Source organism: Providencia vermicola (assembly GCF_020381325.1).
In the GTDB taxonomy this organism is placed as follows: Bacteria; Pseudomonadota; Gammaproteobacteria; order Enterobacterales; family Enterobacteriaceae; genus Providencia; species Providencia vermicola.
This window is the reverse complement of record NZ_JAGSPI010000001.1, coordinates 191,263-217,117: the sequence shown is the minus strand read 5'-3', so window position 1 is coordinate 217,117 and position 25,855 is coordinate 191,263. Positions and strand designations below refer to the sequence as shown.

Annotated in this window: 27 protein-coding genes and 1 CRISPR repeat array (1 of these 28 cut by a window edge); of the genes, 19 read left to right on the top strand and 8 right to left on the bottom strand. The window is 42.2% G+C overall.

The window, feature by feature from the left end; translation table 11 throughout:
* Window positions 1-1,179 (top strand): MFS transporter, encoded by a 1,179-nt coding sequence (locus KDJ85_RS00955; RefSeq protein ID WP_225818069.1) that lies wholly within the window; start codon window positions 1-3, stop codon window positions 1,177-1,179.
* 237 nt (window positions 1,180-1,416) lie between these two features.
* Here KDJ85_RS00955 and KDJ85_RS00950 read toward each other — a convergent pair whose 3' ends face one another.
* Complete coding sequence (locus KDJ85_RS00950) at window positions 1,417-2,586, bottom strand: FliC/FljB family flagellin (protein WP_225818067.1); 1,170 nt, start codon at window positions 2,584-2,586, stop codon at window positions 1,417-1,419.
* A 491-nt stretch (window positions 2,587-3,077) separates the two neighbouring features.
* Between KDJ85_RS00950 and fliD the strand changes: the two genes are divergently transcribed.
* From fliD to fliT, 3 genes are read left to right on the top strand one after another with little or no spacing between them, the layout of a single operon-like run.
* On the top strand, window positions 3,078-4,514 hold the full coding sequence (fliD, locus tag KDJ85_RS00945) for a flagellar filament capping protein FliD (RefSeq protein WP_225818065.1): 1,437 nt from the start codon (window positions 3,078-3,080) through the stop codon (window positions 4,512-4,514).
* Between the two features lie 5 nt (window positions 4,515-4,519).
* Window positions 4,520-4,918, top strand: coding sequence for a flagellar export chaperone FliS (fliS, locus tag KDJ85_RS00940; protein WP_225818064.1), 399 nt, complete (start codon window positions 4,520-4,522; stop codon window positions 4,916-4,918).
* Window positions 4,908-5,297 (top strand): flagellar protein FliT, encoded by a 390-nt coding sequence (fliT, locus tag KDJ85_RS00935; protein ID WP_225818061.1) that lies wholly within the window; start codon window positions 4,908-4,910, stop codon window positions 5,295-5,297. The genes fliS and fliT overlap by 11 nt, the downstream gene beginning before the upstream one ends.
* 45 nt (window positions 5,298-5,342) lie before the next feature.
* Here fliT and def read toward each other — a convergent pair whose 3' ends face one another.
* Window positions 5,343-5,852, bottom strand: coding sequence for a peptide deformylase (gene def, locus KDJ85_RS00930; protein ID WP_225818059.1), 510 nt, complete (start codon window positions 5,850-5,852; stop codon window positions 5,343-5,345).
* A gap of 601 nt (window positions 5,853-6,453) precedes the next feature.
* Here def and KDJ85_RS00925 point away from each other — a divergent pair.
* Both KDJ85_RS00925 and KDJ85_RS00920 read left to right on the top strand, forming a co-directional pair.
* Complete coding sequence (locus KDJ85_RS00925) at window positions 6,454-7,206, top strand: YadA C-terminal domain-containing protein (RefSeq protein ID WP_225818057.1); 753 nt, start codon at window positions 6,454-6,456, stop codon at window positions 7,204-7,206.
* Window positions 7,207-7,770: 564 nt separating this feature from the next.
* Window positions 7,771-8,220 carry a DUF1097 domain-containing protein gene (locus KDJ85_RS00920; protein ID WP_225818055.1) on the top strand — a complete coding sequence of 150 codons (450 nt, stop codon included), beginning with the start codon at window positions 7,771-7,773 and terminating at the stop codon, window positions 8,218-8,220.
* 476 nt (window positions 8,221-8,696) lie between these two features.
* Here KDJ85_RS00920 and KDJ85_RS00915 read toward each other — a convergent pair whose 3' ends face one another.
* The 6 genes from KDJ85_RS00915 to fliE all read right to left on the bottom strand — a co-directional run bounded on the left by KDJ85_RS00915 (window position 8,697) and on the right by fliE (window position 13,508).
* Complete coding sequence (locus KDJ85_RS00915; RefSeq protein WP_225818053.1) at window positions 8,697-9,011, bottom strand: hypothetical protein; 315 nt, start codon at window positions 9,009-9,011, stop codon at window positions 8,697-8,699.
* A 100-nt stretch (window positions 9,012-9,111) separates the two neighbouring features.
* Window positions 9,112-9,471 carry an MmcQ/YjbR family DNA-binding protein gene (locus tag KDJ85_RS00910; protein ID WP_338050574.1) on the bottom strand — a complete coding sequence of 120 codons (360 nt, stop codon included), beginning with the start codon at window positions 9,469-9,471 and terminating at the stop codon, window positions 9,112-9,114.
* Window positions 9,472-9,567: 96 nt separating this feature from the next.
* Window positions 9,568-11,142 carry a phytoene desaturase family protein gene (locus tag KDJ85_RS00905; protein WP_225818052.1) on the bottom strand — a complete coding sequence of 525 codons (1,575 nt, stop codon included), beginning with the start codon at window positions 11,140-11,142 and terminating at the stop codon, window positions 9,568-9,570.
* Between the two features lie 645 nt (window positions 11,143-11,787).
* Window positions 11,788-12,000 carry a transcription antiterminator/RNA stability regulator CspE gene (gene cspE / locus KDJ85_RS00900; protein WP_206083875.1) on the bottom strand — a complete coding sequence of 71 codons (213 nt, stop codon included), beginning with the start codon at window positions 11,998-12,000 and terminating at the stop codon, window positions 11,788-11,790.
* A gap of 341 nt (window positions 12,001-12,341) precedes the next feature.
* Entirely contained in the window at window positions 12,342-12,800 is a 459-nt protein-coding gene (locus tag KDJ85_RS00895) for an Hsp20 family protein (protein WP_225818051.1), read from the bottom strand.
* A gap of 396 nt (window positions 12,801-13,196) precedes the next feature.
* Window positions 13,197-13,508, bottom strand: a complete 312-nt coding sequence (fliE, locus tag KDJ85_RS00890; protein ID WP_206083873.1) for a flagellar hook-basal body complex protein FliE — start codon at window positions 13,506-13,508, stop codon at window positions 13,197-13,199.
* A 243-nt stretch (window positions 13,509-13,751) separates the two neighbouring features.
* Here fliE and fliF point away from each other — a divergent pair, with 243 nt between their 5' ends.
* The 13 genes from fliF to fliR all read left to right on the top strand — a co-directional run bounded on the left by fliF (window position 13,752) and on the right by fliR (window position 24,696).
* The gene (gene fliF / locus KDJ85_RS00885; RefSeq protein ID WP_225818042.1) at window positions 13,752-15,434 is read left to right on the top strand and encodes a flagellar basal-body MS-ring/collar protein FliF; all 1,683 of its coding nucleotides are present in this window, start codon (window positions 13,752-13,754) and stop codon (window positions 15,432-15,434) included.
* Complete coding sequence (fliG, locus tag KDJ85_RS00880; protein ID WP_206083871.1) at window positions 15,434-16,426, top strand: flagellar motor switch protein FliG; 993 nt, start codon at window positions 15,434-15,436, stop codon at window positions 16,424-16,426. The genes fliF and fliG overlap by 1 nt, the downstream gene beginning before the upstream one ends.
* The gene (fliH, locus tag KDJ85_RS00875) at window positions 16,419-17,150 is read left to right on the top strand and encodes a flagellar assembly protein FliH (protein WP_206083870.1); all 732 of its coding nucleotides are present in this window, start codon (window positions 16,419-16,421) and stop codon (window positions 17,148-17,150) included. The genes fliG and fliH overlap by 8 nt, the downstream gene beginning before the upstream one ends.
* Complete coding sequence (gene fliI / locus KDJ85_RS00870) at window positions 17,147-18,511, top strand: flagellar protein export ATPase FliI (protein ID WP_225818040.1); 1,365 nt, start codon at window positions 17,147-17,149, stop codon at window positions 18,509-18,511. The genes fliH and fliI overlap by 4 nt, the downstream gene beginning before the upstream one ends.
* An 11-nt stretch (window positions 18,512-18,522) precedes the next feature.
* The gene (gene fliJ / locus KDJ85_RS00865) at window positions 18,523-18,966 is read left to right on the top strand and encodes a flagellar export protein FliJ (protein ID WP_047756920.1); all 444 of its coding nucleotides are present in this window, start codon (window positions 18,523-18,525) and stop codon (window positions 18,964-18,966) included.
* Window positions 18,967-20,334, top strand: coding sequence for a flagellar hook-length control protein FliK (locus KDJ85_RS00860; RefSeq protein WP_225818039.1), 1,368 nt, complete (start codon window positions 18,967-18,969; stop codon window positions 20,332-20,334).
* A gap of 163 nt (window positions 20,335-20,497) precedes the next feature.
* Window positions 20,498-20,974: a flagellar basal body-associated protein FliL gene (fliL, locus tag KDJ85_RS00855; protein WP_206083867.1), complete on the top strand. Its 477-nt coding sequence runs from the start codon at window positions 20,498-20,500 to the stop codon at window positions 20,972-20,974.
* Window positions 20,975-20,979: 5 nt separating this feature from the next.
* The gene (gene fliM / locus KDJ85_RS00850) at window positions 20,980-21,987 is read left to right on the top strand and encodes a flagellar motor switch protein FliM (RefSeq protein ID WP_206083866.1); all 1,008 of its coding nucleotides are present in this window, start codon (window positions 20,980-20,982) and stop codon (window positions 21,985-21,987) included.
* Entirely contained in the window at window positions 21,980-22,396 is a 417-nt protein-coding gene (gene fliN / locus KDJ85_RS00845; protein WP_004255621.1) for a flagellar motor switch protein FliN, read from the top strand. The genes fliM and fliN overlap by 8 nt, the downstream gene beginning before the upstream one ends.
* 19 nt (window positions 22,397-22,415) lie before the next feature.
* Window positions 22,416-22,880 (top strand): flagellar biosynthetic protein FliO, encoded by a 465-nt coding sequence (gene fliO, locus KDJ85_RS00840; protein WP_225818037.1) that lies wholly within the window; start codon window positions 22,416-22,418, stop codon window positions 22,878-22,880.
* Between the two features lie 12 nt (window positions 22,881-22,892).
* A complete protein-coding gene (gene fliP / locus KDJ85_RS00835; protein WP_225818035.1) occupies window positions 22,893-23,636 on the top strand; it encodes a flagellar type III secretion system pore protein FliP in 744 nt (247 codons plus the stop codon).
* Between the two features lie 8 nt (window positions 23,637-23,644).
* A complete protein-coding gene (gene fliQ / locus KDJ85_RS00830; protein WP_206083863.1) occupies window positions 23,645-23,914 on the top strand; it encodes a flagellar biosynthesis protein FliQ in 270 nt (89 codons plus the stop codon).
* Between the two features lie 2 nt (window positions 23,915-23,916).
* Window positions 23,917-24,696, top strand: a complete 780-nt coding sequence (fliR, locus tag KDJ85_RS00825) for a flagellar biosynthetic protein FliR (RefSeq protein WP_225818033.1) — start codon at window positions 23,917-23,919, stop codon at window positions 24,694-24,696.
* Window positions 24,697-25,130: 434 nt separating this feature from the next.
* A CRISPR array of direct repeats spans window positions 25,131-25,855; the repeat unit is 28 nt; unit sequence TTTCTAAGCTGCCTATGCGGCAGTGAAC (it continues 383 nt past the right edge of the window).

The following is a 25,855-nucleotide window of genomic DNA, read 5'->3' as shown; positions in this document are numbered from 1 at the left end:
ATGGCATACAAAATATATTTATTTTATTTCTTTTTTTTATTTCCCATGTGGATATCAAAAACATTACAACCCATCTATTGGGAACAACAAGGGCAATTAAATTTATTCTCAGTTTCTTATGTCATGATGGCAATTGCTGGCGCATGCTCAATGTTTTATGTGAAAGGACTTTCGCATGTTGGCACTAAGAACAGTTTATTTGTCGGTTTTTTCCTATATGGTGGGGGCTTGATACTTAGGGCATATCCTATAGGGATCAGTATTGCGATTACCTCTGGTTTAATGGCGGGAATGGGAGCAAGTATCATTGCCATTGCCCTGAAATCATTGATTTTTAATGCAGAAAAATCAGCACAAAGCAAAATGTTACTGCACAGCGATAACTTAAGTACCCTTGCTCAAAGCCTTGGAGCATTTATTGCTGGTGCGTTAGTGACCCTTCTTTCTACTGTAGACTCAAATGCATACCGCTCGGCTCTGATAATTAGCGGTGGGATGGTGTTCGTTGTAATGTTCACTATTGCATCATTAAATACCCAACAAAAAGAACAGACTTTACCCAAGCCAGACCCGAAAAAAAACACGTCATTTTTTAAGCTATTCAGTAAAAAAGATCTGATTTTATTTATTGCCTTTATCCTCAGCGGAGCCAGTTGGGCATTAATCTTGCCTATTATTCCTATTTATTTAAAAAATATGCATTTTTCAGATGCCAATATGGGCTTAGTGATGTCAATAGGGGTGATTACTGGGCTTATTCTTAAAAACCTTTTTATGCTTCTTTTTTCTGATAAAAATAAATCGTTTTCTTTACTGGTTTTCTCTTGTTTATGTATGTTGATGCTATATGGGGTATTTTGGTCAATTAAAATGAGGTTACCGCTTATTTTTGCGGCATCCGTTATTGCAATGTATATGTTTAGAACGGTTTGCTCACTGTTAATAAACTTTATTGAAATGGAAATTGCACAAAAAGGCAATGCTGAACATGTTTTTGGTTTAATACAAACCGCCTTCTTAACTGGGGATATATTGGGAGGGATAGCGTTACCGTATGTTTATAAATCTGGCTTTATTACCAACCACCCACTGCTCATTATTTTTTTCATTCTGTTATCAAATATACTGATTTGCTCCAGTGTTAAGATGAGTACTAAAGCACAGAATAAATTCACTTAAAATATGGCGGCCCCCCTCTAATAAATATTTCCTCCCCCAAATACACCAAATTGAATCCCTTAAATAATTTAAGTTGTAGGTAGGCGGCAAGTGAAGATATCTCGATGAGCGTACACAATTACATGATTCGAGTAGCTGAGCGCAGCCAACAACGCTATGGTGCGAAATATGACGGCTAATATGACGGGCATGAAAAAGGCCAGCAAGCTGGCCTTCAATCAGGAATACAAGTCTAACTTAACGTAATAGACTTAAAACACCTTGTGGAACCTGGTTAGCTTGCGCCAACACAGCAGTACCTGCTTGTTGCAGAATCTGGCCACGGCTCATGTTAGACACTTCAGTTGCGAAGTCAGCATCTTGAATACGGCTACGTGCAGCACTCAGGTTGTTAACTGAGTTATTCAGGTTGTTGATGGTAGACTGCATACGGTTTTGAATAGCACCTAAGTCTGAACGTAAGCTATCAACTGTTGCTAATGCTTTGTCTAAAGTACCTAGAGGGCCTTTAGCATCCAGAGCTTCTTGTTCCTCAGCCGTTAATGCTGTCGCATCCGCAAATACTAGTTCTGGTTCAACTTCATCACCAGCACCTGCACCAGATTCTTTCTTCCCTGCAGTTACTGTTGGTGCAGCAGCTTTAGCTGTAACTTCTTTGCCATCTGCATCTTTACCAACGATAAATACATTGCCTTTATCTTCTGTGCCATCGTTATTGGTTGCATAATAAACTTTAACATTAGTAAGTTTCTCGCCACCAACCGTGATATCATCAAAACCTTTCTTAGCTGCTGCAGTTGCAGATACATTATCGTCCAGATCACCTTGAAGGGTCTTAATAAAGCTATCAGCTGTGACTTCTGAGCCGAACTTGCCTTTACTTGCATCAAAACCAGTCAAACCTAACTCTGTACTATCGATTTTTTTCAAGTTAATAGCGATAGTTTCTGAATCGTTAGTACCAACCTGAATCTTCATTGAAGTATCTTCACTAAGAACTTTTACTCCGTTAAACTGAGTTTGCTCAGAAATACGGTTGATCTCGCTCATACGTGCTGTAACTTCTTTATTGATAGATTCGATATCGCTCTTAGAGTTTGTGCCGTTTTGTGCTTGAACAGTCAACTCACGAATACGTTGTAAGTTGTCGTTAATTTCGTTAACCGCACCTTCCGCAGTTTGTGCGATAGAGATACCGTCGTTCGCGTTACGTGCTGCTTGAGTTAAACCTTTAACGTTAGCCGTAAAACGGTTAGCGATGGCTTGGCCTGCTGCATCGTCTTTTGCACTGTTGATACGTGAACCAGAAGATAAACGCTCAATTGCTGTACCTAATACGCCTTGTGAACGGTTTAAGTTGTTCTGAGTGGTCAGAGACAGAATGTTAGTGTTAATAACTTGTGCCATGGTAATGTCCTTGTTATTCAAATTAATAAGTTAAGCCTATGTGCTTAACTGAGTGATTTTCGTCAGCAATATGTTTATCGGCTGTAACCAAAACCCCTTTAGGCTTTTTGAATAAAAATTTCATCGATAACGGCAAAAGTGGCACGGGAAGGCGCTTTTTGCTTTATTATTTTGTTGGAAATTATTTTATTTTTATCAATTTTATGATTATTCAACCCTAATAAGGATAAATACCTAGGTTTACCTCGTTACTTCCCGCCATCGTTGTTTTTCAGAATAGTCTAAAATTTTGCTCCGTTTTGCCGATAAGACTCTAAATAGGCTCTATTTCAGAGTTAATGACACAGGCATAGACTCTAAATCATTCGAATTACAGGTAGGCGACAAGTGAAGATAGACCGATGAGCATACACAAGTATGTGATTCGGCTAGCTGAACGAAGTCAGCCCCCCTGCAACTTGAAGGATGACGAGAATAGCGTAGGAGAAAACATGGCAGGCATATCCACACTCGGTATCGGGTCAAACTTAGATTTAAACGTACAAATGGACCAATTAGAAGCGATGGAACGCCGTCGTTTAGAGCCATTAACCACCCAAAAAGCCAGTTATGACGCGCAAATTAGCGCCTTTGGTAAAATGCAGTCATCCTTAGAAAAACTAAAAAAAGCGGCTGAAGACCTAAAAAAATATGGCGATATCAGCACCACCAAAGTGAATGGTGAATATAAAGCCTTTGATGTAAAAACTGACGGTAAAGCCGTCGCAGGTGTGCATGATGTGTTAGTCACTCGGTTGGCAAAAGCGCAAACTATTGCCACCCAAGGGCAAACTGATAATAAAAAATTATTAGGCAGTGATGCAGATGAACGCACCATTACCATTACTCAGCCCTCTCAAAAAGAAGCTAAAGACAAAATCGTTATCAAACTTGATAAAGAGAGTACCTCTTTAATCGAGATTGCAGATGCGATTAATAAAACAGACAAAGGCGTCACAGCCTCCGTCATCAAAGATAAAAATAACGAATACCACCTCGTCGTAACTTCCAAAAAAGAAGGTACAGAAAACCGTATTAGCATTAAAGTCGATGGTGATGATGAACTCGCTAAAATACTCAATGTTGAATCAGTTATTGATGATAAAGGTGTCGTTACCTTAAATACAGATAAAGACAGTGGTATGGTGCAAAAAGTTGCCCCACAAACAGCTTTACTGGAAATTGACGGCTTTGAGTTAGAATCACAAACCAATGAAGCCAAAGACTTATTTCCTGGTTTAACTTTAACTCTGAAAAAAGAAAGCGAAAATAGTAAAGCTGATCATTTAATCGTTTCTGAAGATATCGAACCCGCTAAAGGTAAAATTAAAGCGTGGGTAGATGCCTATAATGAATTCCAAACGTTAGCGAAAGAACTCACCAAATATACTCCAACAGATAAAGGTACTGCACCAGATAAAAGTAATGGTCCACTAATTGGCGATTCAACCTTACGGGGTATTCAAAGCACGCTGCGCTCACAAGTACGTACTGCACAAGATAGCGGAGAGATGAATTTACTCAATAAAATGGGCATCAAGCAAAAACTCGATGGCACCTTAGAAATTGAAGATAAAAAATTAGATAAAGCGCTAAAAGAAAATCCCTCTAGCGTCAAAGTATTTTTTGCGGGTGACGGTGAAAAAACGGGTTTTGGGACTGAAAACTTTAACTACTTAAAAGACACCTTGGACAGCAAAGAAGGCACACTGCACAACGCCACCGATGGTATCCAAAAGAAAAAGAAAAGCTTAGACAAACGTATTGAGCAGACCAATAAGCAAATCGAAAATACCATGGATATATACCGCCGTCAGTTCCAAAACTTGGACAAAATGATGACCTCCCTCAACAGTACCAGTAACTCATTAGGCCGACTTTTAGGTTAAAAAATATGTATCAACGACACGCACAGCAAGCCTACCAGCAAGTCGATTTGGAAAGTGAAATCACCAACGCGACCCCGTACCAGCTGATCCAAATCCTGTTTAAAGGGGCGCTAAGTGCCCTGAAACGCGGGGAGATTTTTATGCAGCAAGGGAAGGTGGCAGAAAAAGGTAAAGAAATCTCAAAAGCTATCGACATCATTGACACTGGGTTAAAGCAGTCGTTAAATTATGAAGCTGGCGGCGAACTTGCGGAAAATTTAGCAAGTTTGTATGAGTATATGACAATGCAGCTACTCCGTGCCAACCTCGAAAACGACGTGGCTTATGTCCAAGAAGTTTACCAGTTACTCTCCGATATCGCCTCTGCATGGCAACAAATCGGTGCAAATGTGGATGAAAGATAATCAGGTGGACAATAAAAATCCTATCGATTTACAAGAAATATACCGTAATGTTTTAGTATTAAGTGAAAATTTAGTTGCCTTAGCGCAATCTGGGGAATGGGAGACACTGGTCTCCCGCGAAACGGAGTATGTTCTGGCGGTGGAAAACCTCACCGCGTTAACGCAAGCGTTCGAAGAACAGCAGCCAATCACTGAGGAATTTATTCAGTTATTGCATAAAATTATTGAAAATGAACGTGTGACTAAAGAATATTTACAACAGCATTTAAACTTTTTAAGCAAAGAAATTAAGCAATTAGACCAAAAACGGGTGCTCAATAACAGCTATGGGCAATTCGATGAGAGCGACGCCCCGTTGGTTATTCGCCCTAGGGAATAAAATTTGTGTGTCAGGCCAACAAACCTGACACGCCTCTTCCCATGACTATTGCTGCTGTTTTAAACGTTGCTGTTTTTTCAGCTTTTTGAGCAGCATATTGCGTTTTAACGGCGATAAATGGTCGAGGAACACTTTGCCGTGCAAGTGGTCGATTTCATGTTGCATCACGATGGCTAAAAACTCATCGCTGTCCACCTCAAACGCCTTGCCGTGTCTATCAAACGCTTTCACTTTCACACGTAAGAAACGGTCGACATCCGCGTATATTTCAGGCACTGACAAGCACCCTTCTTGGTAGCTGGTTTCCCCTTCGCTTTCAACGATTTCAGGGTTGACAAACACCATTGGTTGATCACGGTTTTCCGAAATATCAATCACCATAATGGATTTGGTTTCAGCAATTTGCGTAGCAGCAAGGCCAATGCCGTTATCAGTGCTGTACATGGTATCGATTAGGTCATCGATTAATGTTTGTACCGCGGCGAAATCCGTCACTGGGCTGCATTTAATGCGCAGTCTTTCATCGGGAATTTCAATAATTTCTCTTACTGCCATAATTTAAATCCTATTAATTCAGTCTTTATTCTTAATAATTGAATCTATTGCTCAGCCAAATTATCTAAACAAACAAAGTTGCATAAGCAAGCACCTCAACACCGCGCGTTAAACACGTTAAGGGAGGGTAAGCTTACACGCCTTTTTCTAATGAATGGCCTAATAAATAAGTATAGAAAACATTATCAGCTTTTTCATTTACCAAAAATAGGCAAAAAATGACATTGTGATTTAACCTTACTCGCACATTGGTGTTTTTTTCGCCATAAAACTTGACCGAGCAATTTAAAATTTCGTGTAAAAACAAGCTACAATGAGGCTTGGCAGAAAAATACCATGTTATTTAACAAACTTCACCAAAAATGTGCAAAAAGTGTCATTTAACCAATTACTCATTTTACAATTATCTATCACTAACAATTTCTCATCACCTGTTTAAATAACACTGGAGTTAAACTACCCCACCACGAATATCCCGAATAAACTGCCTTGTATAAGCGATTTTTCATTTTAGCGAAAACCCCCTAGCATGCTGATGTCATTCAAACGATGACAAATAAACAAATGGAATAAATAAGTTATTATTGATAAGGAATTCAATATGAAAATAACTCACCGAGTCATTCAGGTTACTTCATTACTGCTTGTTAGTGTGTCTTGCTATGCGTTAGATAACCCCCTTCTTCCATCACCTACGGAACTTGAAAAAATTCAATATGATATAGACCGTCTGTCAAGTAATGATCGAAACTTCCATGACCGAATGAATTATTTGGAGTCCAATACAGATGCAAATAGCAACAGCATTGATAAAATAAATCAAACCACCAGAAAGCTCGCAACGACCCAAAAAAATGATAGAAAAAACATTGAAAACCAGCTAAAAAACAATAGCAAAATGACTGAGCTAAAATTGGAAGATGCGGCTAACCAAAGCCAAACTTACACCAACATCAGCGTTGATAAGCTCCGCCATCAAAGCTTCGACAAAATGGATCAATTAAGTGACCAGATTTACGGGGAAATGCGCAATTTTAATACTCAATTGGATGAAAAAATTGTCCAACTCGATAACCACTATGAACAGCAAGTTACACAACTCAAACATAAAATAAATAAAACTGCCAAACAAGCCAATTCAGGTATCGCTTCTGTCGCGGCAATGAGCAATATTCCCTATTCCTTAAATAGCCGATTCAGTGCAGGGATTGGTATGGGGCATTATAAAAATGGCAAAGCAATTGCTGCTGGAGCACAATATCAAGTCAGAGAAAATGTGAACCTGCGTAGCTCCATCGCATGGAACAATAGCAATAGCCCTGTCATTGGTGCAGGTATGGCTGTTGGCTGGTAGAATAATTCCCTTGTAACCTGTGCTTTTCTTCTGCCAAGAATACAAAGTACCATTACGGTTATGGCGATAAATAGAGGAGGCTAAGCCGAGTCAAAGTAATATGATTGCGCTGGCTTAATTAGCCCCCTATTTATTCCCCCAATAAATATATTTTAGTAATTTAGCTGCAAGATAAATATACCGTGCCACCCTTAAATATCGACGTGCAAAATGGATATACTTTTGTCCTTTTCCCTGTAAAAACACAGGTAAACGATTGCAGTTGATCTAAGTTGTGAATTCAGGGAAATAACCGCAGATACAAATTGCAACCAGGGGATCAGCTGGATACAATGCACGCCTTTATTTGCTCTTACCTCTGTTATCCAGCCTAAATAACAACGGGTTATAAATACGTTAACGTAAATTCACTTCCAGTCATTTGCGTTGAATATTTTAATTACCGAAAAGCTGAATCGAGGCAACAGAGTGTGAGTTGGCTACATGGCATAACAATACCGTACTGAACAGCGGTATTACCCCATGGTTCCCTTAATTGATTAACGCTTATTTGAAGTCGCTATTGTGAAATTACTTTTTTGCCTTTCGTTAACTACTGCAATTCTCTCGGGCCTTTGGGCATGGGTCGCTGATTTACTGGGCTTAATTGGCTGGGCAGGATTTCTGGGCTGTACGGCTTACTTTGCCTACCCGAAAGATGGCGTCAAAGGCCTTGGTATTACCGCACTAACAGTTAGCAGCGGTGTTGTGTGGGGATTAGTTATCTTACATAGCGGTAGCTATTTGCAAAATTTGCCGAGCTTTATCGGCTATTTCGTCACAGGATTTGTGGCCTTTTTTATGTGCATTCAAGCAAAAAAACAGTGGTTGTCATACATCCCTGGAACCTTTGTTGGTACCTGCACCATTTTTGCTGCGCAGGGGGCATGGCTGATCACCATTCAATCATTACTGATTGGTGTATTGTTTGGTTTTGCCATGAAGAAAAGTGGAACATGGCTGGCAGAAAAGTGATAAAAAAAGCCGCCTTTCGGCGGCATAATAAAATAAATAAAACCAAGGGAATTTCAAACAGGATTGATAGTACCTTAAATTCGCATAACAACAATATATAACATAATGATTTCATTAGTAATTAATTAGAATAACAACTAAGTAAGCTTACATAGCTAAACGAAGAAAATGAAGCAAATATTGTTAATGAAATGATAAAGAATGGATATAAGATTCATTTTTTGATTAGGTAAGCTTATCTAACTGCCCAATATTTAATTTCATATGAAACTATTTATATCATTATTAGTTAAATTCAGATTTATCTGTATACTCGTTTAGAGTAAAATTAAGGAAAGATTAGACTGGCTTAACTTAAATAATAGCTTGGCTAAAAATAAAATTTTACCACGGCAGGCAATTATGCGATATTTCTCGTTTATGAGTAAGGCAAAAAACCATAGAAATAATACAGTTATTAATGAAAACCTTCTTTTTTAGAGCTGACACTGCTTTTTCATTTTCAACCAATAGTTTTGTTGGCAAATATTAAAAAACTCTTTTCTTTTTGGTAATATTTTCAGACCATTCTCTTCGACTAATTGCCAGATAATCCAGCGCTCAGGGCATTGAATATCACAAGTAAATTCCGCTATTTCAATTTCCTCTGTGCATAAAAGTACGACCCCATCCGCAAATTGCCATTGGCGAGTTTTAATAAACACTTCAGATAAACTATCTTGCTGTTGTTGGTTAACAACTAATGTACAATTTTTAGCCGCTAGGGCTTGAGATATATAATGAGAAAGCATGCTAGTTCTCTATCCATAAAGGAAGTTTAGTGATCTTACGATTTAATTTGCTGCGAACAACAGCTATTGGTGACAAATAGCCTGTTTGATAAACCATAAATTAGGTGGTCAGACGGTAGCTTTCATCCACCAAGGATATCAGCTCTGCAACACTTACCTCTGCCCCTAGCTTCACGGTCACCCAATGTTCTTTATTCATATGGTAAGCGGGGTAAATCCCTTTTTGTAACCTCAATGAGCCGACTAACTCGGGGGGCACTTTGACATTCACAATGTCAATTTTTTCCTCTCCCCCACCTTCGACTATCTTTTTTGCAGCAATATCCATAATTACCGCAAACCATTTTCCGTTATTGCCGTGTTTAAAGGTCGCAAATGTGGGGGCTCTTGCCCATGGGTATTCAGGAATAACGCCATAATTATTTTGAATATATGCGATTAATTCATATCGATTCATCATGGGATCAACCAAACGGGTTATGCTACACAAGATTATAAAACTAATTTTATCGCGAGCCTAATCAGGCTCACGACTATTTCAATGGGGCTAAATACCCTATTTTAAAATATGCTCCGCTACCAAATACCCTGATATTGCATTAAGCCCCGCGCCTGGCCACGTCGCAGCACCGATCATCCACAAGTTTTTAATCGGCGTTCTATATCGTGAATGCCCAGGGAAAGGCCTAAAAAGATAGTTTTGACTGAGTTGATGGCTGCCCGATACACTGTCACCATTCACCAAGTTACGGTTATGCCGCATGAGATCTGCTGGGGACAACACTGCATAATCAAGGATATTATGTTTGATATTCGGCGCATAATCCGCAATTTTATCAATCACACGTTCGGCATATTGCTGCTTCATTGAGCCCCAGTCCCCTATGGCAATTTCATTGCGGGAATCCGCCGTCGGTGCAAATGGCAGTGCTCTGACTTGTACCCACAGAGTTTCTTTTCCTTCTGGTGCACGCGTTCTGTCACTGCGACTTTGTTGCCCCACCACTAGCATTGGGCTATCGGGCAAAATCCCCCTTTGTGCTTGGTCAAAGGTTGCGGAAATATCGTCTGTGTACGGGCCAATATGTACATAACCAAAGTTAGAAAAATCTTCCCCTGCATTCCATTCAAGGGGTTTATCCAATGCAAAGTGCAGCATCATCGTACCCGCACCATAACGATAACGCTTCGCTTTTTGAATATAACTGCTCGGTAAGTGCTGCTCTTTGATCAGCGAGTTAACGATTTGCGTTGGTGTAATATTGCCAATAACCGCTTTTTTCGCACCAAAAGTTTGACCCGATGTGGTTTTCACCCCGATCGCTTTACCATTTTCGATAATAATTTCAGTGACCTCTTTTTGCCTCAGCACTTTCCCGCCATGATTTTCAATAATTCTGGCAATACTGTGCATTAAATTCCCCACGCCACCACGGCTAATGGAAAGTCCATTAAGATGGTCACTTAAGCTTTCTAAAAATGAAAATGTTGCTCCACCTGTTACATCAGGCCCATAATCAAGGTGAAAAGCCCAAGGAATAAATAATGCGCGAGTTTTTGGATGCGTAAAATAGTCTTCTGAAAATTGCCGTGTGGATTTAAGAATTAATTGCGCCAAATTGAGCGATTCACCCATACCTAAGTGCCTAACCATGGAAAACAACTGCTTAGCTGCTTTAAAGGATGGCAACTCCATTTGCATTAATGGCGCAAAATGCCCAACGGTTTTTTGAAAATAACTGAGTAGCGCCCAAAAACTATCTGCATCTTGCGGGGAATATTTGCGAAACATCGCATCGGTTTTAGCTCGGTCTTGGTACACACCTATCCCATCACCATCTGGAAATACATTGGAATAAGGGCGGTCACTGGTCACGATATCAAAGCCATTTTTATGCAGTTCACTTTGATATTCCTGATAAAACGGTGATCCTAAAAATAACCCAATATTGGTTGCATACAAATCATGGTGGAAGCCAGGCTGCGTAATTTCAGCGGTACGAGCCGCCCCGCCTATTGTATCTTCACTCTCTAATACAACAACTTTAAGCCCTTTGTGCGCAAGCTTTGCTCCAGCAACGAGGCCATTGTGACCACTGCCAATAATCACCACATCATACTGCTCATCCATTCTACTCCCCTTAATTCTTATTGTTAGCTTGAGGCCAGACCCAAATATTAGTTTACATATAAGCCTTCTAAGTTTAGATAATGAATTTGATAACCTAGACTATTTTTTGTTCTTTATTTTTGCAATTTATCTTATGTAACGTGCTGTTTCGATTATTTTCTAATAATTCAAATAGATAAATTAGACGCAGAGGCATACGAGGAGGAGAGGAAATATCAGAGGCTACACTTGGCAAGCTAATAAATGAGCCGACAATGTTGAGAATTACACTCTGATGATTTTAGGGCAATAAAAAACCCTCTCTAAGAGGGCCTTATCAACTGATTTATTTAAATTGCTAATATCAATGCATTAGTGACTAGTAAACAAAAAGTGGCGATAACAACAATTCCCACAAACATCGCTTTCATGTAAATTTACCCATCATAGGTGTTGACTCATTTAACTGTAGTCTATGAATGAGATAATTCCTAGCTCGATTAAAATAATGCTTACAATAACAGCATTTAATAATACCTTATATACAACAAAACCTCGCATAACGAGGTTTTGAATAAAATTCTAACTGGCTATTAATAAGCCTAAGGTTTCATCGCTCTTTTACAAAAGTGTGAATATTAAACCTAAATAGATTTTTATTAATTTTTACAGTGCAATTACGTTTGCAGCTGCTGGGCCTTTTGCGCCATTTTCGATAGAAAATGAAACTTGTTGGCCTTCAGCTAAAGATTTAAAGTTATCACTCTGGATTGCAGAGAAGTGAACAAACACATCTTTGCTGCCATCTGCAGGAGTAATAAAGCCAAAACCTTTATCATCGTTAAACCATTTTACTGAACCAGTCATTGTATTAGACATAGAATTTCCTTTAATTTTTTAAATTTGCCATAAGGCATATGTTCGTTTGGTTGTTTATTGGTACTTATGGAATTAATTAGAAGGAATTCGCAATGAAGGGTATCTGAGATAACGCTTAATGGTGAACAACTTTAAACTGACTAGCATAAATAGGCCTGTACTTCCAAACCAGTGACGGTATTAAGCCACACATAAAACATAATTGCAATTTTATTTTACACCCTGCCCGCTAACCCATGGGCAATTCCATTAAAAATTGCGCCTAATAAAACACAATTTCCATTCTCATTTTAGACATAAAAAACCCGCCATCTCTGGCGGGCTAAAATAGATAAATAATATTATGATTTCATATCTTTATTTTCAATCGCGATGACTTGCGTTTTTTCTTCCTCTGGAATTTCATACTCAATATCTAATGCTAATAACCCACCCGATAATTCAGCAGATTCAATTTTCACATTTTTGCCTAAATTAAATTCAAGGGAAAACCTGTTTTGAGTGATCCCTTTATGGATCCATTTTTCTGAATCATTATTTAATTCAGTGGATTGTTCGCCTTGTATACATAGTCTTCCACCTTTCATGGATACTGTTAAGTCATCTTCCTTATAACCTGGCACACTCACCGTTAATTGATAGTGCGTATCATCTATTTGTTTTAAATTATAAGGATGCTCTGAAGTTAACGGCCGATTACCTGTTAATTGGCTAAACAATCTATCTATCTGGTCAAATCGGTTTGAAAGTAAGTTATCTGATAATGTTGGAAATAATGAAAAAGATCGAATGTTAGACATAAACGCTCCTTCAATATTCTATATCGTAAACTAAACGTACATAACCCTGCACCATAAACCTAGTGTGACGTCATGCTTTATCTTGGTGCATTATTGATATAAGGCTCACAGTGAATATTTCAAGTTTTCAATACCACTTTTTTACACATTTTTGTTAGCTATCTTGATATGAATAGGACAATAATTAGACATATTTGGCGTTATTTGCAGGTTATCTTACAGCCTTTATTAGCGTATAAATAAGATGGGTATTGTCAAAGCAGAACTATGATATTGATTGCGGGATAACTCAAAGTCACTCAAGCTCATTATTAGTTTGAATAAAAATGCCCCACCACTGCCCGATAAAGGTAATGATAAGGCCATTAATTTGTAATATTCAAATAGATAAATAAATCACACTGGCATTGACATAATTTCTTGGTATGCTGCTACTAACTTATTTCGCACTTGAATGCCCATTTGCAGGCTTAGACTGGCTTTTTGCATATCCACCATCACATCATTCAGGGAAATATCTTGCTTCCCAAGGGTAAAATCTTCAATTTGCTTCGCAGAATCATTGCGCGTTTTATTGATTTGGTTAACGGATGCAACTAGGTGATCCGCAAAGCCCACTGGCTCAATAGTCGGTTTTATTGGGTTAGTCGCTTGCGTCGCCACCACATTTAATTGTGAAATAACCCCTTCAATGGCTTGAACTGTCATGATGTTCTCTTCTCAATATAGTGAATATATAACACTAATTCATTCGTCGAGCTTACCCTACCACACCCTTTTTAACTTGAAGCCGATAAATAACACCAAATTTATAGGCTGATTCCGTCATTAGATTGCCCCAAGACACGAAATAATAGCAAAGTGAAAAAGTGACGTTACGAAGAGGGAAATAACATTGTTTCACCAAAAGTATTTTCATCCGTCTAGTAGTCTGCCAAGCAGGGAATATTTATGAGTGCCGCATCTAAAGACACAGGAGAGGCTAAAAAAGGGTTTGCCTCAATGGTTGACCGCATTAAAGCCGATCCTAAAATACCGCTAATGATTGCAGCCGCTGCTGCCATCGCAATTATCGTTGCCCTCCTGCTCTGGTTACGTAGCCCCGACTACCGTGTCCTGCTTAGCAACTTAAGTGCTAAGGATGGTGGCGACATTGTTGGTCAGCTAACGCAGATGAACGTCCCTTATCAAATCGCCGATAATGGTAGCGCCATTTTAGTACCTGCAGATAAAGTGCATGAGTTACGATTAAAGCTGGCCCAATCAGGCTTGCCCAAAGGGGGGAACACAGGTTTCGAACTGTTGGATAAAGAACAGTTTGGTATTAGCCAGTTTAGCGAACAAATTAACTACCAGCGTGCGCTGGAAGGTGAGTTATCGCGCACAATTGAGTCACTCAGCCCTGTCCAAAGTGCACGGGTGCATTTAGCCATCCCTAAACCCACCTTGTTTGTGCGTGAGCAAAAATTGCCTACCGCCTCAGTCACCGTAGGTTTATTGCCTGGTCGAATGCTTGATGAAGGGCAAATTAGCGCTATCGTCCATATGGTGTCGAGCAGTGTCACTGGGCTAACAGCAACGAATGTCATTATTGTTGACCAAGCGGGTCGCTTACTCACCAATAACGATAACAGCCAGCAATCCGCTAACAGTGCGCAAATTAAAATGACCAAAGAGATGGAATCCCATCTTAAACAGCGCATTGAAGATATTCTTTCTCCATTAGTGGGTCGTGCAAATATTCATGCACAAGTCACCGCACAAATGGATTTTTCCAAGGTAGAACAAACCTCAGAAGAATATAAACCAAACCAAGCAGCAGACAGCGCCGCTATCCGTTCCCGCCAAAACAGCCAAAGTATGCAAAATAACAATGGCGGAACAGGTGGCGTACCTGGCGCGTTATCAAACCAACCCGTTAGTGCACCAACTGCACCAATTGAAACAAACAAAGACAATAAAGACGCACAGCAAACTACCAGTAACCGTAATAACACAACGAACTCGCAAAGCGATGAAACGACTAATTACGAGGTGGATCGCAAAATTAGTCATACCCAACGGCAAATTGGCGTAGTCGATAGGCTCTCGGTCGCAGTTATCGTCAATTACCATTCACAAGAAGGTGAAAATGGCGCAGAAATGAAGCCATTGCCGCCTGAAATGATGCAGCAAATTGAAGCATTAACTCGTGAAGCAATGGGCTACTCCACTGCACGTGGCGACTCGTTAAACATCACCAACTCGTTATTTACGAATGACACGCCAGTTGAAGTTGAACCGTCGTTACTGGAAAGCCCGCAATTTATCGCCCAGTTACTGGATTACGGCAAAATTCTGCTCATTGCCCTAATTGCTTGGTTTATGTGGCGTTTTGGTATCAAACCACAATGGGTTAAATACCGTAAAACGCAACAAGCTCAAACTGATGCCGAAATGTTTGTCGCAACGCAGATGAAAACACCACTTGTGGTAGACGAAGAAATTAACGAAGACATGGATGAGCAAACACGCCGCCGTCTCACTCGCCAACGTGTTAGCGCTGAAATCCAAAGTCAACGTATTCGCGAAATGGCCGAAAAAGACCCACAAATCGTGGCAATGGTTATCCGTCAGTGGTTAGGAAAAGCGTAATGAGTTTAAGTGGAACAGAAAAAAGCGCCGTGATGTTAATGACACTCGGCGAAGATCAGGCTGCAGAAGTATTTAAACACCTGAATCCAAAAGAAGTTCAGCAGCTGAGTATGGCGGTGTCTAACATGCGCCAGATCTCCAATAACGAACTGGCGGAAGTCCTCACCGAGTTTGAGGAGTCTGCAATCCAGTTTGCGGCGTTGAACATTAACACCAATGACTACCTGCGCTCTGTCCTTATCAAGGCGCTAGGTGAAGAGCGTGCGGCCAGCCTGCTTGAGGATATCTTTGAAAAACAAGAAACCACCTCTGGTATCGAAAGCCTCAACTATATGGAGCCACAAACCGTTGCCGATATTATCCGTGATGAACATCCACAGATTATCGCCACCATTTTGGTTCACTTAAAACGCAACCTGGCTGCCGATGTTTTGGAGTTGTTCGAAGAACGCCAACGCAACGATATTATGCTACGTATCGCGACTTTCGGGGGCGTACAACCTGCAGCACTTGCAGAGCTGACCGAAGTGTTAAACAATTTGCTGGATGGCCAAAACCTCAAACGCAGCAAAATGGGCGGCATAAGAACGGCTGCCGAAATTATCAACCTGATGAAGAGCCAGCAAGAAGAAAGCGTTATCGATGCAATGCGTGATTACGATGGCGAACTGGCACAACGTATCATTGATGAAATGTTCCTGTTCGAAAACCTTATCGAAGTGGACAACCGCAGCATTCAACGTATTTTGCAAGAAGTGTCTACCGACTCGCTGGTTATTGCCCTCAAAGGCAGCAACCAAGCTCTGCGCGACCACTTCCTCAACAATATGGCAGCGCGTGCAGCAGAAATTGTGCGCGACGATTTGGAATCTCGCTCACCTGTACGTATGTCCCAAGTGGAAAACGAGCAAAAAGCTATCCTGCTTATTGTTCGCCGCTTAGTCGAGAAAGGCGAAATCGCCATCGGTGGTGGAGACGACGTGTATGTCTAAAACAAAACCGACCCATGACCAATGGCAGCCTTGGAAATTACGCGAACTTAATCAATGGGAGCTGAACGCATCCGCTATCCCATCATTAAGTGATGTCCCTGAGCCTGACACACCCAAAGTGCCCTGCCTTGAGCCCAAGGAGGTGTTAGAGCAGATTAATCTGCTGGATAACATTAAAGAAGACGCTCAACGCACTGGGTTTCAACAAGGCTATGAAAAAGGCCAAAAAGAAGGCTACCAAGCAGGTTTTGAACAAGGTTTACGGGCTGGGGAAGAGCAAGGGCGTGAGCAAGCACTTGCTTTACAGCAACCCGTTATTGAAACCTGGCAGAAATTATTGTCGGAGTTTAATTACTCCCTCGATACCTTCGATACAGTGGTGACAACCAAATTATTGCAAATTGCCTTAACCGCAGCGAAACAAGTGCTGGGGCAATCCACCGTTTGCGATGGTACTGCCCTGCTTGAAGAAATCAGTCACTTGCTACAACAAAAACCAATTTTTGCAGGTCAACCTGAGCTGCACGTCAACCCGAATCACTTCGAGCTTATCGAACAGCATCTTGGCTCATTATTAAACCTGCACGGTTGGCGCTTAGTGGCAGATCCGAAATTGCACTTAGGTGGCTGTCGTGTTGTCGCCGAAGATGGTGAAATCGATATGACCGTCGCAACCCGTTGGCAAGAGTTATGCCGTTTATATGCACCGGAGAGCCTTTCATGACCGCACGTTTGGGACGCTGGATTGCCTCGCTTGACGATTTAGAATCGCGGATGAAAGGGATCCCAATGGTGCGCCGTTATGGCCGTTTAACCAAAATAACGGGATTGGTGATGGAAGCCGAAGGCATAAAAATGCCACTTGGTGCCACCTGCTTTATTGAACGCGCCATCAATGGTGGCACGGATGAGGTGGTTTGCGAAGTGGTTGGTTTTAATGGCCCTCGCATGCTACTGATGCCGCTCGCTGACCTTGAAGGAATAGCCCCTGGTGCCCGTGTATATGCACAATCAACAGGTGAAGATGGGCAAACCAGCCGCTTACTGCCGATTGGTAATGAGCTGTTAGGCCGTGTATTGGATGCTCAAGGCACTCCCCTTGATGGTAAGGGGCCTTTAGAAGTGAAAACCCGAGCACCACTCATCACGCCCCCCATCAACCCATTAGAACGCACGCCGATTAGCAGTGTGCTAGATGTGGGCGTTCGCGCAATCAATGCCTTACTCACCGTTGGGCGCGGGCAGCGTATGGGCTTGTTTGCTGGGTCAGGTGTCGGTAAAAGTGTACTACTTGGTATGATGGCGCGGTTTACTCAAGCCGATATTATCGTCGTTGGTTTAATTGGTGAACGGGGACGTGAAGTTAAAGACTTTATCGAAAATATTTTAGGGGCAGAAGGCTTAAAACGTGCCGTTGTGGTTGCTGCACCTGCGGATGTTTCGCCACTTTTGCGTATGCAAGGTGCTTCTTATGCTACGCGCATTGCCGAATATTTTCGTGACCAAGGCCTTAGCGTATTGCTGATTATGGACTCACTTACCCGCTACAGTATGGCACAACGTGAGATTGCCCTTGCTGTGGGCGAACCACCTGCGACAAAAGGCTATCCACCGTCTGTTTTCGCTAAACTGCCTGCGCTAGTTGAACGTGCGGGTAACGGTAAAAATGGTGGTTCAATCACCGCATTTTACACCGTCTTGACTGAAGGGGATGACCAACAAGACCCCATTGCAGACTCTGCCCGCGCGATCCTTGATGGTCACATCGTGCTTTCTCGCTCTTTAGCCGAATCTGGGCATTACCCTGCTATTGATATTGAAGCCTCTATTAGCCGTGCAATGACTGAATTAATTCCCAAAGAACATTATCGGAAAATTCAGCGATTTAAACAGTTAACGTCTAGCTATCAACGCAACCGCGATTTAATCAATGTGGGGGCATATGCTATGGGGAGTGACCCCATGTTGGATACCGCTATTCAGTATTACCCACGGATGTCGAAGTTTTTACAGCAAGATATTGATGAGCGTTGTGACTATCAAACCGCTTGCGAACAGCTGATGCAAGTTGTTCCCAACGAGTAATGAGAGGATAAATGGCCAAAAACAATGCGTTGACAACTTTACTCAGCTTAGCTGAGGAAGCTTCTGAAGAGGCCGCAAAAGTGTTAGCTCAAGTGCGCCAAACCCACACGCAAATGGCGCAACAACTACATATGTTGGAAAACTACCAGTCTGAATATCGGCAAAAGCTAAACCAAACGCTACACAGCGGGATGGCATCAGACAAATGGCAGAATTACCAACAGTTTTTGGTCACTTTAGAGCTGACCATCGAACAGCAACAGCAGCAACTTAATGTATGGGAACAACGCGTTAATGATGCCAACCGCCATTGGCAAGAAAAACAGCAACGCGTCAATGCATTCGATACCTTAATTCAACGCGCTGAACAAACTGAATACCAACGTCAAAATCGCTTAGAGCAAAAACAAATGGATGAATTTGCTCAACGCGCGACTTTACGGAGACCACAATAGATGGACATCAACGCCAATAGCGTACCAGCACTTGCGCCAGCTAAAAACAATAACGCGCAGCAAAATGAATCACGCATTGATGAAAACCAAGCACCCGCCCTGCCTTTCCAAGCGGTGTTGGATAACCAACAGCCTGCCCCTAAAGAAAGCACGGTTACCCCGCCTATCGACGAAAAATCTGTCAACAAAGAGATTGTTGATAATAAACTGGCCAGTGCGAATGAAAAAGCCGCTGAGCCCGCCAGGGCCGTGCAAAAAAGTGCAGAAAACACCATCGAACAGCTGAATTTTAGCCGTAACTTGCGTCCAGATAGCGTACAGACCGCGTTGAATGCCGATTTATTAACGGGTAAAGAGGCCAATGAGCAATCTTGGCTTAATAACTTAAAGCAATCGTTAAGCAATCAAATGCAATTAACAGGGAAACCTTTAACGACGCCAGAAACCCACTCCACGCTTGGGGCATTTACCCAGCGCATGCAGCAGCTTAACCAAGGTACTCATGATGTGTTACCTGATGATGGCAAGCACCTTGAAGGGTCGCAATTGCAATTAGCGGGTGAAGACGAAGCCCCAGCTTTAGGCACCGTGATTAAGAACGAAAAAGAAGAGCGCCGCGATCAACCGCTTTTTGCACTTGATAACCCTCGTGATGCCCGTGGGAAAAACCTAACTCAAGACTTTATGCCGTTGAACAAAAAAGTTAGCGACAAAGACCCCCTTGCTAACATGCAAACAGTGACGAGCGAAACGTTAAGCCAAACAGCAAAAGGCGCGTTTACCTTGCAAACGGACACGGGGGCATTTACCGCCAGCGCCTCGCAGCACACCAATACGCAGCCAATCAGTATGATGCCAACGACCTCAACGGTTCAAGCAGCGGCGATGAATGCGCCAACAGCAGCGCCAACCCTGCATTTAACCAGTCAACTAGGCAGTGAAGCATGGCAACAGCAGTTAAGCCAGCACATGCTGTTTTTCTCACGCCAAGGGGTTTCCCAAGCACAAATTCGTTTACACCCTGAAGAATTAGGTTCACTCAATGTGCATTTGCGCATCGAAGATAACCAAGCGGTGATGCATTTTGTGTCGCCTCATAGCCATGTTCGCGCAGCGATGGAATCGATGATGCCAGTGCTACGCAGTGCGCTACAAGAAAGTGGCATTCATCTGGCACAAGGTTCTGTTGGGCAGGAGAACTTAAACCACCAATCCGATAGTTCGCAACAAGGCTCACAACAGCATCGTGATGGACAGATTCAAGCAACACATCCGTCGGCTGGTGTGGTTGGCATCAGTGAAGCCAATGCCACTGTTTCGGCTAAAACCACCCACGTGCGCCAAGGTGGTATCAGTACCTTTGCATAATTAATAAACAAAATGCGGTGATTTCACAACTAAAGCGCCGAGTTACCGCCTTTTTGTTTCGTTTTTCACTCCTTTAACTCTCAGCAAGCAAGCCATAATGCTAGAGATCATAAAGAAAAAACCCATTTGGGTTTAGCATCCAAGAAACAGGAATTCAGCTAACATGTCGTCACGCAAAGAATCTAAACGTTCGAATAAAGGGTTACTCATTCTGTTCGCCCTTGTTGCCCTCGCGGGTGCTGGTTTTGGTGGGTACACCTGGTGGACGACACAGCAAGACACTCAAACGGCAAGTGAGGACGAAAAGCGCCCGAACATGCCGCAGCCAATCTTTATGGAATTAGAGCCCTTTACGGTGAACTTAGCGGGTGTTGACGGCCCTGACCGCGTGCTTTATATCCACGTAACATTGCGCCTTGCGAATGAAAAATCTCGCAAGCAACTTCATGAATACCTTCCTGAAGTTCGCAGTCGCTTACTGCTACTTTTATCTGAGCAAAAAGCCAAAAACATTGAAAATCATGATGGTAAGTTGCAGCTAATGAAAGAAATTAAGCAAACGCTCACCCCAACCCTGATCCCTGGTGATACCGATCAGGATATTTCAGATGTGTTATTTACGACTTTTATTCTGCGGTAATATTCATGAGCGATAATATTTTATCTCAGGCTGAAATTGATGCGCTTCTTAATGATGATGCGCCATCAAGCAATACGCCTGCACCTGAAATGCAAGGGAAAGACCATGTTCGCCCTTATGACCCGAATACCCAGCGTCGGGTTATTCGTGAGCGAATGCAATCCCTTGAAATCATTAATGAGCGTTTCGCCCGTCAGTTCCGCATGGGGCTGTTTAACATGTTGCGCCGCAGCCCAGACATCACCGTTGGCGGCATTAAAATCGAGCCTTATCATGAGTTTGCTCGCAACTTGCCCGTGCCAACAAACTTAAATCTCATTCATATGCCGCCTTTGCGAGGCACGGCTCTATTTACCTTCGAACCTGCGTTAGTGTATATCGCAGTGGATAACCTATTTGGTGGCGATGGTCGTTTCCCTGTTCGCCAAGAAGGTAAAGAGTTTACCAATACGGAACAACGTATTATTAACCGCATGTTGAAATTAGCATTGGGCGCATATCGTGATGCATGGAAACCCATTGCTGATATCGAAGTGGAATATGTACGTTCTGAGGTGCAAGTTAAATTTACCAATATCACCACTTCACCAAACGACATTGTCGTGACTACACCGTTTTTAGTTGAGATTGGCAACACGGTGGGTGAATTCAGCATTTGTATCCCTATTGCCATGATTGAGCCATTGCGTGAGCGTTTAATCAACCCACCCGTGGAGCAAGGGCATCAGGAAAATGAAGCGTGGGTCTCTAACCTTGTGACCCAAGTTAAACGTTCTGAACTTGAGTTGGTTGCCAACTTTGTTGACATTCCAATGCGAATTTCTCGCTTACTGCAACTGCAAAAAGGGGATGTTATCCCCATTGAGAAGCCAGACCGCCTAATGGTGAATGTCGATGGCGTACCTGTGTTGACCAGTCAATACGGCACCCAAAATGGCCAATATGCGTTGCGTGTAGAACATTTGATTAACCCTGTTTTAAACACTCTAGATGAGGAAAGTACCAATGAGTGAGGCGAAGAACTCTCCTGATGCATCAACCAATCACGACAGTGAAGACCTGTGGGCTGAAGCGTTAGAACAGCAAAAAAAAGCGGAATCCGCCTCTGCTGGTGCACAGGCTTTTGATAACTTTGATGGGCAAAACCCATTAAATCAGCTCTCCGATATCGACATGATTATGGACATTCCCGTTCGCTTGTCGGTTGAGCTAGGTCGCACCAAAATGACCATTAAAAAGCTGCTGAGTTTATCCCAAGGCTCTGTGGTATCTTTAGATGGTTTAGCGGGCGAACCTCTGGATATTTTAATCAACGGCTATTTAATTGCGCAGGGTGAAGTTGTTGTGGTTTCAGATAATTACGGTATTCGTATTACTGACATCATTACGCCTTCAGAACGTATGCGCCGCTTGAGTCGTTAAAATACAAGGGCAATTGCCAATGACAATGTTTTCGCAAATCGAACCAGTGACGCCAGCGCAAACGGCACCATTTTTATCCAATACGATTTCGCTCAGTGAGCCGAATGCACCAGCCATTAACCAAAATGATAGTTTGGTGCAAATTTCAGGCTCACTTGGTGGCATTATTTTGCTGATCCTCGCTGGTGCTTGGTTGGTTAAAAAACTGGGATTCGCCCCGAAAAAATTTGGCAAAGACTCGCTGATAAAAGTCAAAAGCAGTTGCTCATTAGGCAATAAAGAACGGGTTGTCGTGGTCGAAGTGAATAATGAATGTTTGGTTCTTGGGGTGACGGCGCAAAACATCAATGTGCTACATCAATACCCTGTAAAAACTGAGCATTTACCCGTTTCAATAAATGAACCACTGACGTTTCAATCTGTTTTCAAGAAAAAACAAGATGCTGCGAACCTTGCAGCGTCAGTGACTCCTTTGTATAAGTAATCGGAAGCTCGCATGTCACCTGTAAAAAACGCGTTGTTTGTTGCTGCGCTTCTGTTTGCTTTACCCCATTCCGCTTTTGCAGCGTTACCTGCGGTCATCAGCCACAGTTTAGCTGATGGCGGACAAACTTGGTCGTTACCCGTCCAAACCTTGCTGTTTTTAACGTTATTAGGGTTTATCCCCGCGCTACTGTTAATGATGACCAGTTTTACACGCATCATTATCGTGCTGGGCTTGCTACGAAACGCGTTAGGGACGCCATCTGCCCCACCTAACCAAGTGCTACTTGGCTTAGCGCTGTTCCTGACTTTTTTCGTGATGTCCCCTGTTGCAGACCAAGTCTATCGTGAAGCTTACCAGCCTTTTAGCGAAGACAAAATCAGCCTTGAAACAGCACTGGAAAAAGGTACGGCACCGTTACGTACTTTTATGCTAGGGCAAACGCGCGAATCTGACCTTGCGTTATTTGCACGTATCGCCAAGGTAGGCGATATCCAAGAAGCCAAAGATGTACCGCTGCGTATTTTAGTCCCTGCGTTTATTACCAGTGAACTAAAAACCGCCTTTCAGATAGGCTTTACGATTTTTATTCCGTTTTTGATCATAGACTTAGTGGTCGCCAGCGTCCTGATGGCATTGGGGATGATGATGGTTCCCCCAGCAACAGTTTCATTGCCATTTAAGCTGATGTTATTTGTTCTCGTCGATGGCTGGCAATTATTGCTTGGCTCATTATCGCAAAGCTTTTTTAATTAGGAGCAATTATGACACCTGAATCCGTAATGGCGATGGGAACAGAAGCGATGAAAATCGCACTAATGCTAGCAGCACCGTTATTACTTGCCGCCCTCGCGGCAGGTTTGATTATCAGCTTATTACAAGCTGCCACCCAAGTTAATGAGATGACCTTATCTTTTATCCCCAAAATTTTATCCGTGATTTCGGTGATCATTATTGCTGGCCCGTGGATGCTCAATCTACTGATTGATTACATGCGCACTTTACTCAGTAATTTACCCTTCATCATTGGCTAACAATGTTAACCATTACCAGCGAAACCCTGACCCTCTGGCTTAGCCAAGGTTTTTACCCATTTATACGCCTCTTAGCGCTGCTGGGTACAGCGCCTTTTTTCAATGAAAAACAAGCCATTACCAAGGTTCGTGTCGCCCTTGCCTTTTTTGTTGTCTTGATTGTTTCGCCGCAACTTCCCGTCGTAAATATTCCATTATTTTCGGCGATGGGCTTATGGGTGATAGTGCAACAAATGGTGATTGGCATCGCAATGGGATTAACCATGCAGATGGCGTTTGCTGCAGTTCGTCATGCAGGGGAAGTGATTGGTTTGCAAATGGGATTGTCGTTCGCCACCTTTTTTGACCCAACTGGCGGCCCAAACATGCCAATTTTAGGGCGTATTTTCAACGTAATTACTATTTTGTTGTTTCTCGCCTTTGATGGCCATTTATGGCTAATTTATATTGTGGTGAATTCATTCGAATTGCTCCCCATTCAAACCAACCCTCTAAACCGCGATGGTTTTTGGGTATTCGCTCAATTCGCCAACACCATATTTATTAATGGCTTAATGCTAGCCCTACCTTTTATTACACTGTTTTTAATTCTCAACCTTGCACTGGGCATTCTCAACCGCATGACCCCACAACTGTCTGTTTTCGTGGTTGGTTTCCCACTCACCCTGACCATCGGTATCAGTATGCTAGGGCTGATTATTTCCATCCTCCCTCGCTATACCGAACGCCTTATCCACCAAGCGTTCGAGCAGCTTTCACTGATGTTTAATTTGTTTGTTTGAGTATCGATACTCAGTCAATCAGCATTAGTTTATTATCAGTACCACTTTGTGAATCTGATAATTAATGTAACCCAAGAAAAATTGATGATGATTTCCATATAATTCCCCTCATTAAAGCAGTTAAAACCCGTCTCTTTTTTCAGGTTTACTACTATGTCCGAAACTGCCTACATGGCAGTGATAAATACCCGTATCTTGTTTCATTTCTAAGCTATCGAGTGATAGTAGCAAGATATATTTCGCATTAAACGCATCACTAACCTATTGAAGAAATTCGCTTAAATAAATATCAATTATTAATAGATGGATTTAATTATTGTTCAGCGAACAATGATGGATAAATTGAAGTGTGAACAACGGCCTTCTAAGCCGTAGCACTAGGCTGCCTGTATGGCAGTGAACAGTCTGTCAGTTACATCGAAGGGCTTACTTATTTTCTAAGCTACCTGTACGGCAGTGAACTTTATAGTCGTCCACTTCATCCTGATTAAACATTTCTAAGCTGCCTATGCGGCAGTGAACAACCATCACTCATAATCGGCTTGCGTAGCCGTTTTCTAAACTGCCTATACGGCAGTGAACATTGTTTAAAAGCAATAGCGATTATTCAATCTTTTCTAAGCTGCCTATACGGCAGTGAACTAATTTCGTAAGGGGATTTCTCTGGCATGTGCTTTCTAAGCTGCCTATGCGGCAGTGAACTAATTTCTTTCGTCGAGTTCCTGCGCTGCAAATTTCTAAGCTGCCTGTACGGCAGTGAACCATATCTCGAATAATAATTTTGCTCTGACCGTTTTCTAAGCTGCCTATGCGGCAGTGAACTGATTTGCCTGTGCCTCAGCCTATTGCTGATGTTTCTAAGCTGCCTATGCGGCAGTGAACGGTGAGTTGATTAATAGATAGGAGATAGAGATTTTCTAAGCTGCCTATGCGGCAGTGAACGGAAAAGGGTTTGTCCAACTGGCAAACAAACTTTTCTAAGCTGCCTATGCGGCAGTGAACCGAGATATCGCGTCATTCATCGCATGATTGACTTTCTAAGCTGCCTATGCGGCAGTGAACAGTCTTTCATGCTTGATAAGCAGCTCGTTGACTTTCTAAGCTGCCTATGCGGCAGTGAACAACTTAGCGTGCTCCTGGAGCAAATGCGTGTCTTTCT

Excerpts from the sequence above, each read along its gene's own strand:
- KDJ85_RS00860 (WP_225818039.1), top strand. The coding sequence starts at position 18,967 with ATGGACATCAACGCCAATAGCGTACCAGCACTTGCGCCAGCTAAAAAC.
- fliR (WP_225818033.1), top strand. The coding sequence starts at position 23,917 with ATGTTAACCATTACCAGCGAAACCCTGACCCTCTGGCTTAGCCAAGGT.
- KDJ85_RS00915 (WP_225818053.1), bottom strand. The coding sequence starts at position 9,011 with ATGCTTTCTCATTATATATCTCAAGCCCTAGCGGCTAAAAATTGTACA.
- fliE (WP_206083873.1), bottom strand. The coding sequence starts at position 13,508 with ATGACAGTTCAAGCCATTGAAGGGGTTATTTCACAATTAAATGTGGTG.
- KDJ85_RS00895 (WP_225818051.1), bottom strand. The coding sequence starts at position 12,800 with ATGTCTAACATTCGATCTTTTTCATTATTTCCAACATTATCAGATAAC.
- fliJ (WP_047756920.1), top strand. The coding sequence starts at position 18,523 with ATGGCCAAAAACAATGCGTTGACAACTTTACTCAGCTTAGCTGAGGAA.
- KDJ85_RS00955 (WP_225818069.1), top strand. The coding sequence starts at position 1 with ATGGCATACAAAATATATTTATTTTATTTCTTTTTTTTATTTCCCATG.
- KDJ85_RS00905 (WP_225818052.1), bottom strand. The coding sequence starts at position 11,142 with ATGGATGAGCAGTATGATGTGGTGATTATTGGCAGTGGTCACAATGGC.
- fliO (WP_225818037.1), top strand. The coding sequence starts at position 22,416 with ATGACAATGTTTTCGCAAATCGAACCAGTGACGCCAGCGCAAACGGCA.
- fliH (WP_206083870.1), top strand. The coding sequence starts at position 16,419 with ATGTCTAAAACAAAACCGACCCATGACCAATGGCAGCCTTGGAAATTA.
- fliM (WP_206083866.1), top strand. The coding sequence starts at position 20,980 with ATGAGCGATAATATTTTATCTCAGGCTGAAATTGATGCGCTTCTTAAT.
- fliI (WP_225818040.1), top strand. The coding sequence starts at position 17,147 with ATGACCGCACGTTTGGGACGCTGGATTGCCTCGCTTGACGATTTAGAA.
- fliD (WP_225818065.1), top strand. The coding sequence starts at position 3,078 with ATGGCAGGCATATCCACACTCGGTATCGGGTCAAACTTAGATTTAAAC.
- fliQ (WP_206083863.1), top strand. The coding sequence starts at position 23,645 with ATGACACCTGAATCCGTAATGGCGATGGGAACAGAAGCGATGAAAATC.
- fliT (WP_225818061.1), top strand. The coding sequence starts at position 4,908 with ATGAAAGATAATCAGGTGGACAATAAAAATCCTATCGATTTACAAGAA.
- def (WP_225818059.1), bottom strand. The coding sequence starts at position 5,852 with ATGGCAGTAAGAGAAATTATTGAAATTCCCGATGAAAGACTGCGCATT.
- fliP (WP_225818035.1), top strand. The coding sequence starts at position 22,893 with ATGTCACCTGTAAAAAACGCGTTGTTTGTTGCTGCGCTTCTGTTTGCT.
- fliL (WP_206083867.1), top strand. The coding sequence starts at position 20,498 with ATGTCGTCACGCAAAGAATCTAAACGTTCGAATAAAGGGTTACTCATT.
- cspE (WP_206083875.1), bottom strand. The coding sequence starts at position 12,000 with ATGTCTAATACAATGACTGGTTCAGTAAAATGGTTTAACGATGATAAA.
- KDJ85_RS00950 (WP_225818067.1), bottom strand. The coding sequence starts at position 2,586 with ATGGCACAAGTTATTAACACTAACATTCTGTCTCTGACCACTCAGAAC.
- fliN (WP_004255621.1), top strand. The coding sequence starts at position 21,980 with ATGAGTGAGGCGAAGAACTCTCCTGATGCATCAACCAATCACGACAGT.
- KDJ85_RS00910 (WP_338050574.1), bottom strand. The coding sequence starts at position 9,471 with ATGATGAATCGATATGAATTAATCGCATATATTCAAAATAATTATGGC.
- fliG (WP_206083871.1), top strand. The coding sequence starts at position 15,434 with ATGAGTTTAAGTGGAACAGAAAAAAGCGCCGTGATGTTAATGACACTC.
- fliF (WP_225818042.1), top strand. The coding sequence starts at position 13,752 with ATGAGTGCCGCATCTAAAGACACAGGAGAGGCTAAAAAAGGGTTTGCC.
- KDJ85_RS00925 (WP_225818057.1), top strand. The coding sequence starts at position 6,454 with ATGAAAATAACTCACCGAGTCATTCAGGTTACTTCATTACTGCTTGTT.
- fliS (WP_225818064.1), top strand. The coding sequence starts at position 4,520 with ATGTATCAACGACACGCACAGCAAGCCTACCAGCAAGTCGATTTGGAA.